The sequence below is a fragment of the Marivirga sp. genome (assembly GCF_051117495.1).
Lineage (GTDB): Bacteria > Bacteroidota > Bacteroidia > Cytophagales > Cyclobacteriaceae > Marivirga.
This window is the reverse complement of the sequence record NZ_JBNPEF010000019.1, coordinates 1-16,926: the sequence shown is the minus strand read 5'-3', so window position 1 is coordinate 16,926 and position 16,926 is coordinate 1. Positions and strand designations below refer to the sequence as shown.

The window sequence follows — 16,926 nt, the reverse complement described above, 5'->3', positions numbered from 1 at the left end:
TTTTGATTGCTTTTTAATAGCAAATTCTGTGCAAATCTAAGTAATTTCACAAAGAAATATGTTAAGCGCACCATTTTTAGATTTTATAAATAAAGAAAGACTTTTCGAAAAAGACGAGTACCTACTGTTAGCCATCAGTGGGGGACTCGATTCTGTGGTCTTAGCCCATCTTTTAAAGCATAACGGTTATAATTTTGCTTTAGCGCACATGAATTTTCAATTGAGAGGGGAAGATTCAAATATTGATGAGCAATTTTTGGAGGATTTGGCCAAAAAATTAAAAGTAAAATTCTTTATCAAAAGAGTTGAGGTCCCCAAAGATCAAGGATCCACGCAAATTCAGGCTAGGGAATTACGCTATAATTGGTTCAAAGAATTGATGAAAAAACATTCTTTTAGTAAGTTATTAACGGCACATCATGCTAATGATTTATTGGAAACTGCTCTTTTAAATTTGAGTAGGGGAACTGGAATAAAAGGGATCAGAAGTATTCTGCCTTTGCAGAACAATATTGCCAGACCTTTACTTTTTACCGGAAAAGAGGAGTTAGAGCAATTTGCAAGGGAAAATTCAATTGAATGGAGGGAAGATGCATCCAATGCTTCGGATCATTATACTCGCAATAAAATCAGACATCATGTGATTCCACAATTAATGGCCATAAACCCAAATTTGATAGCTAGTTTTCAGCAAACTGCGTTGCGTTTAAGGGCAACAGAGGAGGCTTGGAATGAAAAAATGGAAAGTATAGCAAAGCAATATTTTCGCTATTTAGAAGAGCATATTGAAATCGATAAATTAATATTCAAAAATCCGCATTCACTGATATATTTATCTGAATTATTGTCAGATTATGGTTTCGGGTTAGCGCAATTACAATCTTTTGACTTCAACAGAGTAGGAGCTCAATTTTTCGGTTCGGAATATATTTTAAGTGTTGATAGAGATGTTTTATTCGTGACTAAATCAAAAGATGGCAATCTTTTATCTTTCTTTCCCAAGCTGATAAATTTAGAAGAAGGTTCAATAAAAACCCCTTTTGGATTGCTAAAGTGGAACTTTGTTGATTATTATGAAGTAAACTTTAATCAGGATGCAAAGGTAGCCTATGTTCATTATGAATTATTGAAAGCGCCATTAGAAATCGATATTTGGCATGAAGGAGATAAAATTCAGCCAATAGGGATGAAGGGCAAGAAAAAAATAAGTGATATATTGATAGACCAAAAAGTACCTTTACATCAGAAAGAATATACTATGGTATTAAAATCAAATGAAGAAATTGTTTGGGTTGTGGGATATAAATTCTCTGATGTATTTAAAATTAAAAAAACGAGCAAAAAAATATTAAGAATAGCATACTATGAAAATACTAAATCCATTTAGGAAGACTTATGACCATAAACAAATGGTACTTTTTCAGTTTTTGAAAGAGATAAAATTATTTGAGCAATTATCCTTTGAACAATTGTCGCATTTTTTACCATTTATGCATATGCGAGTTTATAAAAAAGATGAAGTAGTCTTTTTCAGGGATGATCCCAGTCATGCACTTTACTTGATTCAAAGAGGAGAAATATCTTTGACGCTAGATATACAAGAAAGATTCGAAAGCTTGGGAATACTGCATGAAAACAAATCCTTTGGTGATAATGCATTGATTCCTGATGCGCGAAGGATTTATAATGCCGTTGTTGCCTCAGAAAAAGCCCAGATTTATGTAATCCCGCAAATTAATATTTTTGAAATTTTTGATCATTATCCGAAAATTAAAGCCAAGGTTTTAGAGTCTTATACCCAGCAACAAAATGAATATGTGGCTCGTTTATTTTCTACTTATAAAACTAATTTCGGCTTTTTTGATTTAGGACATGTTTACGGAAAAATGTAAACAACTATTTGTTTTTCAATGCTAAGTGATATTTGTCAGTTTTACCATAACGGTTTAAATGGTCGGTGTGCCACCAACCATGGATTCTACCCCGGTCGGTGGCACACCGATCGGAAACGGTAAGGTATGATAATACTGACCGGTTTAGTGATTTTTGCTGTTAAAGAAAATGTGACTTTTTCTGTTGAGACTATGCTATTCTATCCTTAGAAACACTTAAGGAATCATCGTCAGAATAGCATTATTTTTTGTAGTTTTGTGGACGAATTTAAGATTGTTTAACTTATAAAATAAATAAAATGAAAGTTACAGTAGTAGGAGCTGGAGCAGTAGGTGCAAGTTGTGCCGAATACATTGCTATTAAAAATTTTGCCGAAGAAGTAGTTTTGGTTGACATTAAAGAAGGTTTTGCTGAAGGAAAAGCCATGGATTTGATGCAATGTGCATCATTGAATGGCTTTGATACTAAAATCACAGGAGTTACAAATGATTACAGCCAAACTGCTGGCAGTGATGTAGCCGTAATTACTTCGGGTATTCCTAGAAAACCAGGAATGACCAGAGAAGAATTAATATCCACTAATGCTGGTATCGTTAAGCAAGTTGCTGAAAATCTAATTAAAAACTCTCCTGATGTAACCATCATTGTAGTGTCCAACCCTATGGATACTATGGCTTATTTAGCGCATAAAGCTACTGGTCTTCCAAAAAATAAAATTATTGGAATGGGCGGTGCATTGGATTCTGCTCGATTCAAATACAGATTAGCTGAAGCTTTGGAATGTCCTGCATCTGATGTAGATGGTATGGTAATCGGAGGGCACAGTGATACTGGTATGATTCCGTTGACAAGATTGGCAACTAGAAATAGTGTTCCTGTTTCCAAGTTTATTTCAGCAGATAAACTAGAAAATGTAAAAGAAGAAACAAAAGTGGGGGGAGCAACTTTAACCAAATTATTGGGAACTTCTGCTTGGTATGCTCCGGGTGCGGCCGTTTCTGCTATGGTTCATGCAATTGCTAATGACTCTAAGAAAATGTTCCCTTGTTCTTGTTTGTTAGATGGGGAATATGGCTTAAAGGACATTTCTATAGGTGTTCCAGCTATCATTGGTAGAAATGGAATTGAAAAAATCGTGGAAATTGAATTAGATGATGCTGAAAAAGCAAAATTGAATGAAAGCGCAGAAGCTGTTAGAAAAACTAACGGACTATTGTAAACTAATTGAGTACAGTTACTAACTGTTAGGTTTCATCAAAAATATTAGAAAGCATTCGGCTAAAGTCGGATGCTTTTTCTATTTTAAAGTATTAAAATAAGATTATGCCAGAGCAACAACCGAATAATCCACTACATGGTGTAACGCTAAAAGCCATTTTAGAACATTTAGTGGAAATCTATGGCTGGGAAGAATTGGGAGAAAGGATCAAGATTAATAGTTTTAATTTTGACCCTTCCGTAAAATCCAGTCTCACATTTTTGAGAAAAACACCTTGGGCAAGGGAGAAAGTTGAGAGACTTTATATCAAAAGTTTGAAAGGAAAATAACTATTAGCAATACGCTAAAATGACCTTCTTCACTCTTGTAAAGTGGGTTCAAAATTAAAATCAGATTTAGGCTAACTGTAGATACTTCGATATTTCTTCAAATTATTATGAATTTTAAAGGTAAATTATCATTTTTGAATTCGAACCATTGTATTCAAAATGAAGTCGTTTTTACCAAAACCTATCTTTCTATCCGTATTGTTCCTACTAGTTTTTTCTCATCTGCATGCTCAAAATGCATGGATCAATGAATTTCATTATGATAATGTAAGTACAGATGAAGGGGAATTTGTTGAAATAGTTTTAGAAGATGCAGAATCTTATGACTTAAGCTTGTTTAATTTATCACTTTATAATGGTTCCGATGGCGAAACCTATAGTAGCTCCCATTCATTGGATACTTTTACTGCAGGCGATACCGAAAATGGATATACCATTTATTTTAAAAATATATCAAGCATTCAAAACGGCCCTGATGCATTTTCTTTGGATTATAATGGAAATTTAATTCAATTTATAAGTTATGAGGGCAGTTTCACTGGGGTAGGAGGCCCGGCAGATGGTGAGTCTTCTGTAGATATTGGAGTGGAGGAAACCACGTCAACGCCAGTTGCTGAATCATTACAGCTGTCAGGAAGTGGGGCTTATTATGCGGATTTCACATGGCAAGCACCTGCAAGCCAAACAAAAGGGCAACTTAATAATGGTCAAACTTTAGGCGCTTCTTGTACAGCACCAACTACTCAAGCTAGTTTCTCAAGCCCAACAGCAGGAGATATTGACGACAATCAAATTACGCTCAATTGGAGTAGAGGAAATGGTGATGCAGTTGTAGTAGTTGTCAAGGAAAATGAGGCAGTTAATGGAGAACCTGAAAATGGAACCTCATACACTGCTGATGCAGATCTTAGCAGTGGTCTGGCAGATGAAATTGGGACGGGTACTTTTGTGGTTTATGATGGAAGTGGTAGTTCAATTGATGTTACGGGTCTCACGCAAGGTACTGAATATCATTTTTCAATATTTGAATATTTAACAACCGATCATTGCTACTTAAATGAGAGCGAAACTATTTCCATAAGCACAAGCACTGCTTTTGATGAGGATAGTAAAATTGAAGCTCCTTTAACCCAAATTTCCTCAAGCAATATCTCATCAATTACAAATTCGGAAATAGATGCAGTACCCGTTTTTAAATTTGTTATTGAAGATCAAGGGAGTGGCGATGGAGTCTCAACTTTAGTTAATAAAATTGTAATAGAAAAAAGTGCTGATAATAATATTTCGGACTGGTCTTCAATCATAAAAGGAGCAAAATTAAATGATGGCACTGTTGATTTGAGTATTACAGATTTATCTATTAATCAAGATCATATTGCATTCGATTTAGCAGGAAATGAGTTCGAAATAGCTGATGGCAACGCTGAAAGCTTAACGCTCTTCATTTGGCTGGAAGAAAACCAAATTGACCAGGCAGTTTTAGGATTTGAAATTCCTGAAACCAATGGTATTGAAGCTGATGCAAGTGGTTCCTTGTTTGAAACCCCAATCTCATCAGCCATTACTTCCAATCCATTCACCATTGATGTTGAGGCCACGGATTATGAAATTTCTACCGTATCAAGCGCACAAGTAAATGAAGCCTTTAATTTGAATGTGTCCGCAGTGGATGCAAATGGAAATATAGACAGGGCTAGCAGAAATCTCAGCCTGTCTCTAAATACTGGCAGTGGAAATTTAAGTTCCCCATCAGTTGGTTTAGGGCCGGTAGCTATGACAGATGGTTTTTATGAATGGACTGATCTGAAATATGACACAGAGGAAAGCATTATAATTGAAATTTCTGATGGAAATAGTTTGACAGTAAATACATCAGAAATTGATATAATTCCTTTGATTACCAGCGTTTTCTTTTCTGAATACATAGAAGGTAGTAGCAGTAATAAAGCTTTGGAAATATTCAATAACAGTGGAAATGTTATTGATTTAAATGATTTTTCCATTGCGATTTATACAAATGGAAGTGAAAGTGTAAGTTTTGAGTATGCACTTTCAGAAATACAAACGGATTTAGCGGATCAAGAAAATTTAGTGATTGTTAATACCAGTGCTGAAGCTGAACTTAAGGCGCTTGCGGATATTGAGCAATTTTCCATTACTAATTTCAATGGTGATGATGCCTTGGTATTATTGTACAAAGGAAATATCATAGATGAGATTGGAGAGATTGGAGTTGATCCAGGCTCGGCTTGGAATGTTTCAGGTATAGAAGAAGCTACTCAGGACAAAACATTGGTCAGAAAGGCTTCCGTCACGGAAGGAAACCCCAATAACTTGGTGTCATTTGGTAATAATTCATTTGATTCTGAATGGATTGTTTATGACATGGATGATTTTTCAAATCTAGGCGATCATTTTAGATGTCAGTCACCTACTGAACAAGTGTCAAATATTTCCCTTCAAAACATCACTGAAAATACGGCTGAACTCAGTTGGGATGCTCCTGTAGGATTAAATTCAATGGTTTTAATCAAAGAAGGCAGTCCGGTAGATGCAGAGCCGGTAAGCGGAATTTCATACACCGCTAATTCCGATTTCACTCAAGCTAATGAATTGCGTAATGGAAATAAGATTGTTTTTACAGGAAGTGGAGAAAGTGCCATCATCTCTGAACTGAATGATGGTACTAATTATCATATAGCCATTTACGCATATGAGGATAGTTGTTATAATATTACAAGTCCTGCTGTGACCAATTTTAGCACCGAAATTGCATTGGATCAAGATTCCAAAGTCAATGCTTTGGCTCAACCTGAAGTTACAAGTTTATTATCCACTGTAGATCAGGAATCAGAAGCTATGGATGTTTTTAGCTTTCAAATTTCTGATTTGGCTACTCAAGATACTGAACCCACTTTAGTTAAGAAGATGGTATTTGAATCTCATGATAACAATACCTTAGCATGGGAAAACACAGTGAACGCTATCTTGAAAGCTGGAAATGATAAGATCAATAATGCTGAACTTTCCATTTTCAATAATAGAATAGAAATTGATTTTCCTGAAAATGAGGAATATGAAATTCCTTCAGGCGAGTCAGTTGATTTCACCCTATCCGTTTGGTTTAACCGTTTTCAAATTAGCGATACTGCCCAATTTACCATTCAAATTCCTACGGAGCATGAGTTTGTAAGCTTGAATTCAGCTTCAGCTATTGAGCCTAATTTGGATGCATCCATATCATCAAATGAAATTGAAGTTGTTGAGGTTTTGGATTCTATTCATGCAATCCGTAATGGTATAAATGGGGAAATCTATGTAAGCTCGTGCTTTGTTTCCTCCAATGATTTCGGATTATCAAATTCTCAATTTTATATTCAAAAGGATGAGGCCAAGACTTATGAAAAAGGTATTGCCATATATTCAAATGAGGTAATTGACAATTTGGCTACCGGAAATAAGGTGAAAGTTATAGGCAGTAGGGAAGAGGTAAATGGTATAGTCAGGATTAATGCAGATACAGTGATTATTTTGGATAATGCCGAATTTATTCCAAAGACCTACCATATTTCAGCGCAAGAATTCAATTCATTCAGCGAATTAATGGGAACTAGGGTTGAAATGGATAGCCTCACTTTAATTCAACCATCATTATGGAGTGATTTGAAAGCAAATATCCTTCAGTTTTCAAGTGGAGAAGATACAGTTTTAGTAAAAATCCAGCCTCAAAATATTTATTTTGATGGAAATGCACAAATTCCTTTTGGAGCTATAGATTTGGCTGGTATAATGGAAAAATCAAATGACAGTATTCAATTATTTTTGACTTTGGATGATGAGATTTCAGATACTTATCCGCCTATTTTTGAGATTGAACCTACTATTTCAAATATAAATGGCGAATCAGTTGATTTCAATTTTGTAGTCAATGAATTATCCACAGTATATTATGCGGTGAAAAATGTAGGTGATTCAATTATTGAGGTTGAAACTTTGAAAAATCCTTCATCCGATGAGCATATAATTGTTGCTGGTAATCAGAAAATTGACTTAGAAAAAGCAAGTGAAAATTTATTAATAAATATTGAAGATTTGTCTTCCAATACTGAATATTCATTATTTACTGTAGCCGAGGATACTTTGGGCAATGCAACTGAAATTATTCAATTGGACTTCTTCACACTAAATACCAATGCGGATCAAGACGTAAAAGTAGTTTCTTCTTCAGAAAAAATTCCGGCAACTAATATCAATGCTTTTGAGGCAACTCAGGATTTTATCCCTGTTTATAATTTTACTGTTGAAGATGGCGGTACCAGTGATGAATTGCCAACCTATATTTCCCGAATGGTCATTTATTCGGCTGCTGAAAATGAAGTCAATTTCCATAAGGTATTTAATGCAGTGGAATTAATTGACTCTTCTAATGATGTAAAATTGAGTACTGAAAATTATATTTTCCCAGATTCTATTGTATTTGAATTCGCTCAAGAATTTGAGCTTAATGATGGCCGGCAAAATTCATATCAATTAAGGATTAAACTAAAGGAAAGAGTGGATGATGAGCAGCATTTGGCTTTTGAAATCCCCAATATAAATACTTCTTTGGAAGTGAAACCCAATGGCTCGCAATTGGCTGATGATTTTGGTAAAGCTGTTGTTTCCGATGTTCATCAGCTAGATGTGACAGCTACAGAATTTGAGCTTGAAGCACCTGCGGAAGTATATGTTTATGAAGGTTTCAATATTTCCCTTACAGCTCAAGATCAGAATGGAAATATAGATTATGCGAATAGAACATTGAATATTGTGGTTGAAAAGGATAGTTCTTTTTCTGGTCAAACAGAGTTAAGCCTTAGCAATGGAGAGGGTGTTTTTAAGGATTTGAGTTACAAGCAAACAGGAAAAATCTCCTTTGAGATAACAGATGGGAGTATTTCAGAAATTTTGGAGATCAATTTTATCAAATCTGAATTAGTATTGGATACCAGCGGATTTTCCACTGATTTTGGATTGGTTCATTTTCCAAATACCTCCGAAATTCAATCTTATCAGCTTTTAGCTGAAAATTTAAGGGATTCTGTTGTAGTTGTGGCAACTGAGGCATTTAAGCTTTCCTTGGAGCCTGATTTTTCCACGGAAGCCGATACACTTGTTTTTGACCATGAAACCTTCGATGGAAGACAGATATATGTGAGATTCACTCCCCAAGATAGCAATGGAGTTTTTTATCAAGGTAATATCATCCATATAAGCCAAAATGCCGACACAATTAAATTACCTATTACAGCTCAAGAAGGCACTTTAAATTTAACTGATATAGCGTCTGTTAGAGATAAACCTATAGGTGAAAGAGTGAAAATTCAGGGTGTTGTAATAGGAGGAAATAATCATTTTGAGGATAGAAGAATCATTCAAGATAAAACTGCGGGAATAGCAATTGAGGGTTTAAATTCTACTAATCTGAGGTTTGGAGATAGTGTGGAGGTGGAGGGTGTTCTATCTAAAATAGAAAATTGGCTTAGCATTATTCCCGAAAAGGAGATTGATATTCTATCGTCTGATTCTGTTGTGATAGCACCCTTGCATTCAACTATTTCAGATCTAAATGAATCAATTGCTGCACAAAGAGTGAGGATTGAGGATTTAACCATATCAGACGAGGGCTTTTTCGAGTCCAAAGAATATAGGGTTTTTAACCATTCAGATACTATTTCCTTAATGATAAATTCTGAATCTCACCCATTAGTGGGTATGGAAATTCCTTTTGAAAAAATAAATATCACGGGTTTTATCGGAAAGAGTCAAGGTTCATTTTATATATACCCAGAATTGTTAGCGGATTTAGAAATCATTCCTCGGGATACTGTTTTGAATATTGAAGCTCCACAGCAGGGCTTGAGTTTTGGAAGTGTGTTGATAGATTATAATTCAGAACCCAAACGATATAAATTACAAGCCCAAAATTTAGTAGAAAATCTACACGTGACGGCAAGTGAAAATTTTGAAATTAGCTTACTGAAAGAAACTAATTATACCAATAATTTAATCTTGCCCATAGATGAAAAAGGAGATATTCCTGAAATCACAATTTATGTTCGTTTTTCCCCAATTATGGCTAGGGGAGGAGCCCTTAGTGGAAAAATCCACCATAAATCTGGTGGACAAGAATTCACTTTACCTTTAAACGGAATAGAAGAATTAATCACATCCCATAATTTATCCTTGAGTAATGAAATAACAATTTATCCAAATCCTGTTCATTCAGAATTGAAGATTGAATTATTAGAGCCAAAAGAATATTATTATCAATTAATGGGATTAGAAGGCGCTCAATTATTGAATGGAAAATTTAATAATGATCATACGCTAGACCTCTCTCAATTGAAGGCTGGGATTTATTTTTTAAATATTAAAAGAGGAATGAAAAATGTCGTCTTTAGAATATTCAAGAATTAATAGGAAGATCTTAATTTGTTATTTTTTCTGATGTCAAAACCTGGTAGTTATCTTCTCTCTAATTAACTTGACTTAATCTTACTTTGTCAATTTTAATAGCGATAAAAGCAAAACAACTAAGACCCCCTTTTTTTTACCTGAAAGTTTCTGTAAGATGAAATTGGCCAAGAGGGTAGTTGTTTAGGTGAGTTTAGAATCCGAATTAGTAATTTGTTTTATGCTCAAAACAGAAAGCTATATTCTCGATAATAAACTTGACGAAATGGGATTTACCGTTGCGTTTAAAATTCCTGCGGTGGATTATATTTTCTAAAATGACCATTCATTTGGATCAACTCCTTAGCCCTTTGAACATCTCTTAATTTTGGAAGTAATACTTTTAAATGATCTAATACAAATCTCTGCCTTTGCCTTTCTTCTGTGATTTGAATCAGTTCGTATTCTGCTTCTTGAGATAAGCCAATTTGATGAGCGATATCAAAAATTTGAAAATCCATGGAAAGCTGACGATTATCCACTTCCACTAAATCGTACATTTCTTGAACAGCTTCATAAATTTCCTCTTTCAGTAAAACATCACCATTATTTTTATTGGGAATTTCTTCAATGGCACCAATCGCATATTTTTTACTTTGGTAAGGGTTTTCCATATCAAGGACTTTTATAATTCTTTTACCTCTAGTTTTAATATCATATTTTCCGTCCTCATATTTTTTGGTGACCTCACGTATTTCCATTTCAGTACCATATTCTACTTTATTCTTAACATAAGAAGGAATGGCAAAGGTGCTTTTATTTTCAATACAGTCGGATATAAGATCCTTATATCGTGGCTCGAAAACATGTAAATTTAAATTTTGATATGGAAATGCCACGAGTTTCAAAGGAAAAAGAGGTAAAGTTCGATTCATCTCTCGTTAAATGTTGATACATTGGTTTATAAGTATTGTTTAATAATGAGGTTACATAAATAAACAAAATAAATTCATTTTATTTGAAATGGATAATTTTATATTCGAATAAGTAAATTACTGGAAATAGTAAGATTAAAAATGACAATTTATTTAGCAACAATTATTTAATAAGGTTGATGTTTTTGATGTTAACCCAAATACTTATAACTAAACAAGCTAAAAATATTATTAGAGTTCCTGTATCAACAATCGACCGTGGCAAATCAACATTCAATAGATTGATTATTAGAAAATCAATGTATGAACTAGTTTCAATTGGGAGGCCGAGCTTTGAACGAAACATCCAATGCCAATCAGTACAGGGACAATAACCCCAACCTTTCCAAATTCCCAACACAAACCATGAGCCTGCAGTAGCCAAAAGTGTGATCAAATTCCAAAATCTGGTGCGCTTAAATAACCAACCCAGAACATTGAATATTATCAGCACACCATGGAAAATAAAGAAGAAAATATTAAGGATGTGGAGTGATATTTCGTTCATCTCAATTCAAAGGATGATCATTTCTTCTTTAAAAGTAGAAAATTTATTCTATTTCATCCATCAAAGGGCCAGTGCAATCATCACTTTTTCCTTCCATACAATCCGATACTTTTCGAATGACTTCTTCTTTGAAATCCCCATCCTTTGGAATGGTGAAATATAGGGGTTTGCCTTCCCAATCTTTGTTGGGATTGCGATCATAAACCATTGAAATTTTGCATTTATCATCCATATTTTTTTCTATGGTATAGAGCACACTAAGTCTAAAATTTAATCGACCTCCGAATACTGCCGTTTCACAGTTGGCTAGTTTTTCTTCCATGCATTTTGCATCCCAACAGATTTCTTTCCCATCTTTAGATACGGTAGGAACTTCTAAGTTATAATCTTCTGGTGGCTCAAATTGAAATATTCTAATAATATCTAGTTCCTTTAAAAAGGATTTTAGCGTCTCCTTAGATTGGTTAAACTTGTTTTTCTCACTTTCAATAAATAGACGGAGTAAAAGATTGTCCTTCATCATGAAAGCTCCAATACCATTTCTTATTTCCATAAAAGTATAGCTATGGTTATTAACTGAAAATTGACCACTTTCCATCTCTTCATTTTCATTAAATGTCTTTAATTGAAATTCATGATACTCTTTTACAGCCTTCATACCATAGCTCAGTCCAAGATTTACTTCATCATCTTTTTTATTTTTATAAACGTATCCTGCTTCAAGATCATTTATATCGAAGCCACATTTTATCAGCTTGAAAACCCCAACCTTAGCAGGAACTAAATCTACAAGAGGATTGGCTTTGGAGAAATCAACATTTTCCTTTTCCCAAAGTGCAATCTTTTGTTTATCAAAAGAATAGGAATTGTTGATAATATCTAGTTTCTCACCTCTTTCCAAATCAACTCGGCCACATTCAAATTCTTCATATACCTCAAAATGGTTAATTCTGTATATATTTGACCTACCGCCATCTATTTCTTTTCCGAAATCACCATATGCCAAATGTAGTTTAAAATTGAGCTGTTCTGGCTCATTAGAAATATGGTAAGTTAGGATCATCTTATCTTCATGAGAAGTGACTTTTTGCAACTTAAAATCTTCATTGTTTATAGTGAATACCTCTCTAAAAAAATCTGTATCCATTTTTGTATTGGGTACATCAGCAAATGGTTGATGAATAGAAGGAAATTCAAATTGCTTCATGGATTCTATGTCCAATTTTTCTAAAAGAGGCTTAATCTCCTCTAATTCATCCTCTAAAGCACGATTTTCATCGGCATCAATTTTGACAGTCACTAAAATTCCTTCTTGGTAGTATTTTAATGTTAGATTCGTTTTATTTCTCTTCCGAATGTTTTTTTCTACAAAAAATTCATTCTCATTTACAAGGTAGGGAGATGATTTATCACAAACTTTAAAATTTAATTTTGCCTTTAAACCATGATCAATTGTCACTTTCACATCTTTATTAAGCTCGGGATTAAAGTAGGTTACAGAATTACTAAGGTTTCTAGATGAAGCACCTTGATAGATAGTCATTTCTTCATAATTGAAATTTTCAATCTCTAAAGGAAAGAGAGATAAGGCGGGTAGATCTTCTAGAATATCGCCATATTGAACCTGCCATTTTATGAAGCTTTCTTTATTGATCAGTTCCTCTCTTATTTTAGTATTTATATCCCATAATTGCTCCTTCTCAATCTTATCTGTAAGAGCATTTCTATCCATGCTGTAATATATCTCATGGATATTAGGCGGATTAAAAACTATATTCGGTGTTTTGCCAATTTCATTTTTTTCTAAATGTGATTTTTCAGGATATTCAAGAAAGACTGGAACTTCTACTTTTACCCCCTCATTTTCATAGTTGAAAACTGACTTCAAGAAATATTCATCGGGCCCCTCTTTGATAAATTCCTGATTTAACAATGTAAAACCTTCGGCTTCTTTATTAAACAAATTTTGAAAATCTTGTTTAGCATTTTGGGCACTGGATTTCGTAAAGCCCAATAAGAAAAAAGCAAGGAATAAAATTAGAAAATTAGATTTTTTGAATAATAGAAAAAAGCGCATGTTTCATATTCTTTTGGTTGCACACAGCATAAAAAAATGTTGTAGAATGCAAAAAAAATGTGGAAGAAACTTAAATTTTCAATCAGACTTTATAAAGTTTTAAAGATGAAAAGGTATAAGAAATGAATTCGTTTATCTATCTTGATATATCCAATTTTAGGAACAAGATATTAAATATAATCATATAGTTTACCGGTTTTCTATTACATGAGGTTACAAGTAGTCAATCAGTAAACCGTTTTATTCGAGACCCGAATCCGCTAGCTAGCTGATGAGAGGCGCAGCGTGGGCTTATGGCTCACGGTCGTCTGGTCGATTGGCAACTTTTATTATTATTCTAGTAATATCCTGTCGGCCAATGATTGCCATAATCTCAACAATATTGTCATCATCCTTGATTCTAAAATAGATGCTGTCAGCCCCGCAAACACAAGGTCTATATCCTTCTTTAATGGAGTCAACTGATTCGTATGAAAATGGTCTCTCGGCAATCATGTCAAAGTAATCGAAAAAAGTATTGAAATAGTTATCAGCTTGTATTTCACCAAATTTTTCAACTCCGTATTGATGTATTCTGATTAGGTCATTTTTAGCTTCGTTGCTCAGTCTATATTCAGCCATGTAAATCAGACTTTGATTCTGCTAAAATCTGTTCTTTAGTTGCGTCTGTATAACCACTTTTCTCAGCTTTTTCAAGTTTTGCTTTAATCCAATCAATTTGCTTTTGTTGGCTTCTTGCTTGTCGGATTAAATCGTTCACTAATTCGCTTTTGCTTGAATATTCCTGACTGTCGACTTGGGATTTTAGCCACTCGTCATTCGGTTCGGTAAATGATATACTTTGACGTGCCATAATTTATAATTTGATGTAAAAATCCACCAAATTCGAATCAATTGCAAGGGCAATTATTGTTGGCAACGCTTAGGCTAAAAAACTTTGGCGGATTAAAAGCACTCACTTTCAATCTCAGATAAAGATAGCAAAAAGAGATAATATTTAAATTACCTGCTAATCGCCATTGTTTTTAGCTAATGTTGCCAACTTTATTATTTTATTAGCTTGTAGTCGTTTATTAGAATTTGCGCTGATAGATTTAATCTTAAAGCCAAGCTGCGAACCATATCAACAGTCAACTTTTTCTTTCGATTAAGAATTTCTGAAACCCTGCTTTTCCCGCCAATTACACCTACTAAATCTTTCTGTTTCAAGTCCATTTCCTCCATTCTAATTTTAATTGCTTCAATGGGGTCTGGTGCTTCTATCGGGTAATGTTTTTTCTCATATTCATCAATAAGAAGTCCTAGAATATCAGCCTCATCACTTTCTGGTGTACCTATTTTAGCATCAAAGATTTCTTCAAGTCTCTTTAGAGCCTCTTGATATTCACTATCTGTTTTTATAAGTTTTAGCGTCATAATTATCTATTTAAATGTTGTTAGCATCAATTTTATCGTATTCTGCATGCGTTCCTATAAATCGGATAAATATCCACTGCTTTTCAAAATTGAACTTTACCACAAGTCTGTATGAGTTTCCTTTGATGTTAAATACAACTCGTTCATCTTTTAATATACTAGCATTTGCATAAGTGTTTTTCACGTCATTCGGGGTTTTCCACTGACTGTTCATAGCTGTATCATACCATGTCTTGAGATACTGTTCTGAATCAGCATGCTTTTCCCAAAATTCTCTTAAGGTTCTTTTAGCAAATATTCTATCCATGTAAAAGCTTCATAATTACAACAAAGATACAAATTTAGTTCTTAAAAAGAGAACTTTTATTAGGGTATTTTGAGAAGCAGTACATTTGTTTTTTGAAAGCTGAATTGAATACATGTAGCTTCTTAGATATCCGAAATACAAAGTAGTAAGATTATAACCTAATGGGGGTATTTCATATTACAGATTATTGTTGCCAACGACCAGCTCGTATGTTAGCGTTCTGTTTAAAAACGATTCAATATAGTGTAACTTGGGAATATATAAAAACAATAAGAGGATGGGATACAGTGCCTAGCTTGATACAATTTATTTGATATCGCATTTTAGGATTTCTACCCATCCTTTTGCTCAATAGAACTTGGACAAGTACCTAGGTCAGTATAGCTAGACCGGATCAATTACGAGCAAAAGTGCCATTGAGAAATTTAAACCACTTTAATATGGAATTACAACTTATTAGACAATCTGTAGGCATAGACGTAGCAATGAATGATTTCAAAGTATTTTATGGTTATATGACTAACAAGATGGAGCAGGAAATGGTGGCTGAATCAACCTTTGAAAATACAGCTCAAGGAATGGAAGACTTATTGGCTTGGCTTACTGACTATTTGCATGGTGCAGACAATCTTTATTTTGTGATGGAGGCAACCGGAGTATATCATGAACAGCTGTGCCACTATCTAAGTAACCAAGGACTAAATGTATCTGTTATGCCATCTGGAAGAGTTAAAAAGTATGCGCAGAGTTTAAAACAGCGATCAAAAACTGATTTGTTGGATGCAAAGATGCTTTGTAGTTTAGGATTGGAAAGACAATTGGATTTGTGGGTTTCTCCTTCTCAAGAGCTATTGGAGTTGAAGCAAATGTCAAGAGAAAGAGGACAATTGGTCAAAGAACAAAGTGCGTTAAAATGTAAGTTACATGCGCTGGAACATGGTTTCCTTGATAAAAGCAAAGTGATTAAAAGATTAGGGGAGAGGCTTCAATTATTGGCTGTTCAGATTCAAGAGGTTGAAATGGAAATGAGAGCTTTAGTTGCAAAAAATCATCAATTGACAAGAAAAGTGGATCAATTAACTTCCATCCCAGGGGTTAGTTTATTGTCGGCTGTAGTGGTAATCGGAGAAACACTGGGTTTTCATGGTATAAAGAATGCAAAGCAACTAACATCTTACACGGGCTATGACGTTGTTCACAGAGAGTCAGGTTTGTATAGAGGAAAAACATCTATCAGTAAAAGAGGTAATAGCCACATTAGGGCAATGCTTCATATGCCTTCAATGACCGCTGTAAGATGCAACCCCACCCTTAAACCTTTCTATGAAAGATTAAAAGCTAGAAAATCAAAACCTATAATTGCTCTGATAGCTGTACAAAGAAAGCTTTTATGTTTAATGTTTACTTTATGGAATACAGACGCCAAATATAATCCTCACTATGAAAAAAAATCGGCAGAAGCCTTAGCCCCTGCCTAACAGGATGGAAAGATATAATGATCTTTCCTCCTTATTTTTCTTAAATGATTTGGATTTTCACACAGTACCTAAAATGAGTATGCGCCACATTTCTTGTAACTGGTATAGTTTAATTTTACTAAATAATAGCCAAAAAGCACCGTCCGCATATTCATTTTTAGCATTTGTGTGTGCCCAGTATGGGCATCTGGTATCGAAGATACCATATTATTCCAGAGGGTGCAAGTCCCTTGCAGGCAAGTTGGTGAAGCCTGTTAGTAAGCCGCAAGCTGGTTTTCCGTGAGGAATGC

At 34.3% G+C, this 16,926-nt stretch carries 13 protein-coding genes; 6 read left to right on the top strand and 7 right to left on the bottom strand.

The features are described from left to right. Positions 1-58 precede the first annotated feature (58 nt). The 5 genes from tilS to ACFE0M_RS10395 all read left to right on the top strand — a co-directional run bounded on the left by tilS (position 59) and on the right by ACFE0M_RS10395 (position 9,900). On the top strand, positions 59-1,387 hold the full coding sequence (gene tilS, locus ACFE0M_RS10415; protein ID WP_434545701.1) for a tRNA lysidine(34) synthetase TilS: 1,329 nt from the start codon (positions 59-61) through the stop codon (positions 1,385-1,387). Continuing rightward, a complete protein-coding gene (locus tag ACFE0M_RS10410; protein WP_434545700.1) occupies positions 1,365-1,892 on the top strand; it encodes a Crp/Fnr family transcriptional regulator in 528 nt (175 codons plus the stop codon). The genes tilS and ACFE0M_RS10410 overlap by 23 nt, the downstream gene beginning before the upstream one ends. A gap of 299 nt (positions 1,893-2,191) precedes the next feature. Beyond that, positions 2,192-3,112 (top strand): malate dehydrogenase, encoded by a 921-nt coding sequence (mdh, locus tag ACFE0M_RS10405; protein WP_434545699.1) that lies wholly within the window; start codon positions 2,192-2,194, stop codon positions 3,110-3,112. A gap of 104 nt (positions 3,113-3,216) precedes the next feature. Continuing rightward, positions 3,217-3,441: a VF530 family DNA-binding protein gene (locus ACFE0M_RS10400; RefSeq protein ID WP_434545698.1), complete on the top strand. Its 225-nt coding sequence runs from the start codon at positions 3,217-3,219 to the stop codon at positions 3,439-3,441. A 159-nt stretch (positions 3,442-3,600) separates the two neighbouring features. Beyond that, positions 3,601-9,900: a T9SS type A sorting domain-containing protein gene (locus tag ACFE0M_RS10395; protein WP_434545697.1), complete on the top strand. Its 6,300-nt coding sequence runs from the start codon at positions 3,601-3,603 to the stop codon at positions 9,898-9,900. Between the two features lie 281 nt (positions 9,901-10,181). On the opposite strand, the gene ACFE0M_RS10390 is transcribed toward ACFE0M_RS10395, so the two are convergent. The 7 genes from ACFE0M_RS10390 to ACFE0M_RS10360 all read right to left on the bottom strand — a co-directional run bounded on the left by ACFE0M_RS10390 (position 10,182) and on the right by ACFE0M_RS10360 (position 15,158). Then, positions 10,182-10,811, bottom strand: coding sequence for an LON peptidase substrate-binding domain-containing protein (locus ACFE0M_RS10390; RefSeq protein WP_434545696.1), 630 nt, complete (start codon positions 10,809-10,811; stop codon positions 10,182-10,184). Between the two features lie 163 nt (positions 10,812-10,974). Beyond that, positions 10,975-11,358, bottom strand: coding sequence for a DUF2784 domain-containing protein (locus ACFE0M_RS10385; RefSeq protein WP_434545695.1), 384 nt, complete (start codon positions 11,356-11,358; stop codon positions 10,975-10,977). Positions 11,359-11,401: 43 nt separating this feature from the next. After that, positions 11,402-13,435, bottom strand: a complete 2,034-nt coding sequence (locus tag ACFE0M_RS10380; protein ID WP_434545694.1) for a hypothetical protein — start codon at positions 13,433-13,435, stop codon at positions 11,402-11,404. 291 nt (positions 13,436-13,726) lie between these two features. Further along, complete coding sequence (locus ACFE0M_RS10375) at positions 13,727-14,056, bottom strand: type II toxin-antitoxin system RelE/ParE family toxin (protein ID WP_434545693.1); 330 nt, start codon at positions 14,054-14,056, stop codon at positions 13,727-13,729. Then, a complete protein-coding gene (locus tag ACFE0M_RS10370) occupies positions 14,049-14,288 on the bottom strand; it encodes a ribbon-helix-helix domain-containing protein (protein WP_434545692.1) in 240 nt (79 codons plus the stop codon). The genes ACFE0M_RS10375 and ACFE0M_RS10370 overlap by 8 nt, the downstream gene beginning before the upstream one ends. A gap of 194 nt (positions 14,289-14,482) precedes the next feature. Continuing rightward, complete coding sequence (locus tag ACFE0M_RS10365) at positions 14,483-14,851, bottom strand: helix-turn-helix domain-containing protein (RefSeq protein ID WP_434545691.1); 369 nt, start codon at positions 14,849-14,851, stop codon at positions 14,483-14,485. Positions 14,852-14,861: 10 nt separating this feature from the next. Next, on the bottom strand, positions 14,862-15,158 hold the full coding sequence (locus tag ACFE0M_RS10360; RefSeq protein ID WP_201429092.1) for a type II toxin-antitoxin system HigB family toxin: 297 nt from the start codon (positions 15,156-15,158) through the stop codon (positions 14,862-14,864). Positions 15,159-15,598: 440 nt separating this feature from the next. Here ACFE0M_RS10360 and ACFE0M_RS10355 point away from each other — a divergent pair, with 440 nt between their 5' ends. Continuing rightward, positions 15,599-16,636, top strand: a complete 1,038-nt coding sequence (locus tag ACFE0M_RS10355; protein WP_434545690.1) for an IS110 family transposase — start codon at positions 15,599-15,601, stop codon at positions 16,634-16,636. The last annotated feature ends 290 nt before the right edge of the window (positions 16,637-16,926 follow it).

Coding starts and splice junctions, on each gene's coding strand:
- ACFE0M_RS10395 (WP_434545697.1), top strand. CDS start 3,601: ATGAAGTCGTTTTTACCAAAACCTATCTTTCTATCCGTATTGTTCCTA.
- tilS (WP_434545701.1), top strand. CDS start 59: ATGTTAAGCGCACCATTTTTAGATTTTATAAATAAAGAAAGACTTTTC.
- ACFE0M_RS10365 (WP_434545691.1), bottom strand. CDS start 14,851: ATGACGCTAAAACTTATAAAAACAGATAGTGAATATCAAGAGGCTCTA.
- ACFE0M_RS10370 (WP_434545692.1), bottom strand. CDS start 14,288: ATGGCACGTCAAAGTATATCATTTACCGAACCGAATGACGAGTGGCTA.
- ACFE0M_RS10355 (WP_434545690.1), top strand. CDS start 15,599: ATGGAATTACAACTTATTAGACAATCTGTAGGCATAGACGTAGCAATG.
- ACFE0M_RS10380 (WP_434545694.1), bottom strand. CDS start 13,435: ATGCGCTTTTTTCTATTATTCAAAAAATCTAATTTTCTAATTTTATTC.
- mdh (WP_434545699.1), top strand. CDS start 2,192: ATGAAAGTTACAGTAGTAGGAGCTGGAGCAGTAGGTGCAAGTTGTGCC.
- ACFE0M_RS10360 (WP_201429092.1), bottom strand. CDS start 15,158: ATGGATAGAATATTTGCTAAAAGAACCTTAAGAGAATTTTGGGAAAAG.
- ACFE0M_RS10390 (WP_434545696.1), bottom strand. CDS start 10,811: ATGAATCGAACTTTACCTCTTTTTCCTTTGAAACTCGTGGCATTTCCA.
- ACFE0M_RS10410 (WP_434545700.1), top strand. CDS start 1,365: ATGAAAATACTAAATCCATTTAGGAAGACTTATGACCATAAACAAATG.
- ACFE0M_RS10375 (WP_434545693.1), bottom strand. CDS start 14,056: ATGGCTGAATATAGACTGAGCAACGAAGCTAAAAATGACCTAATCAGA.
- ACFE0M_RS10385 (WP_434545695.1), bottom strand. CDS start 11,358: ATGAACGAAATATCACTCCACATCCTTAATATTTTCTTCTTTATTTTC.
- ACFE0M_RS10400 (WP_434545698.1), top strand. CDS start 3,217: ATGCCAGAGCAACAACCGAATAATCCACTACATGGTGTAACGCTAAAA.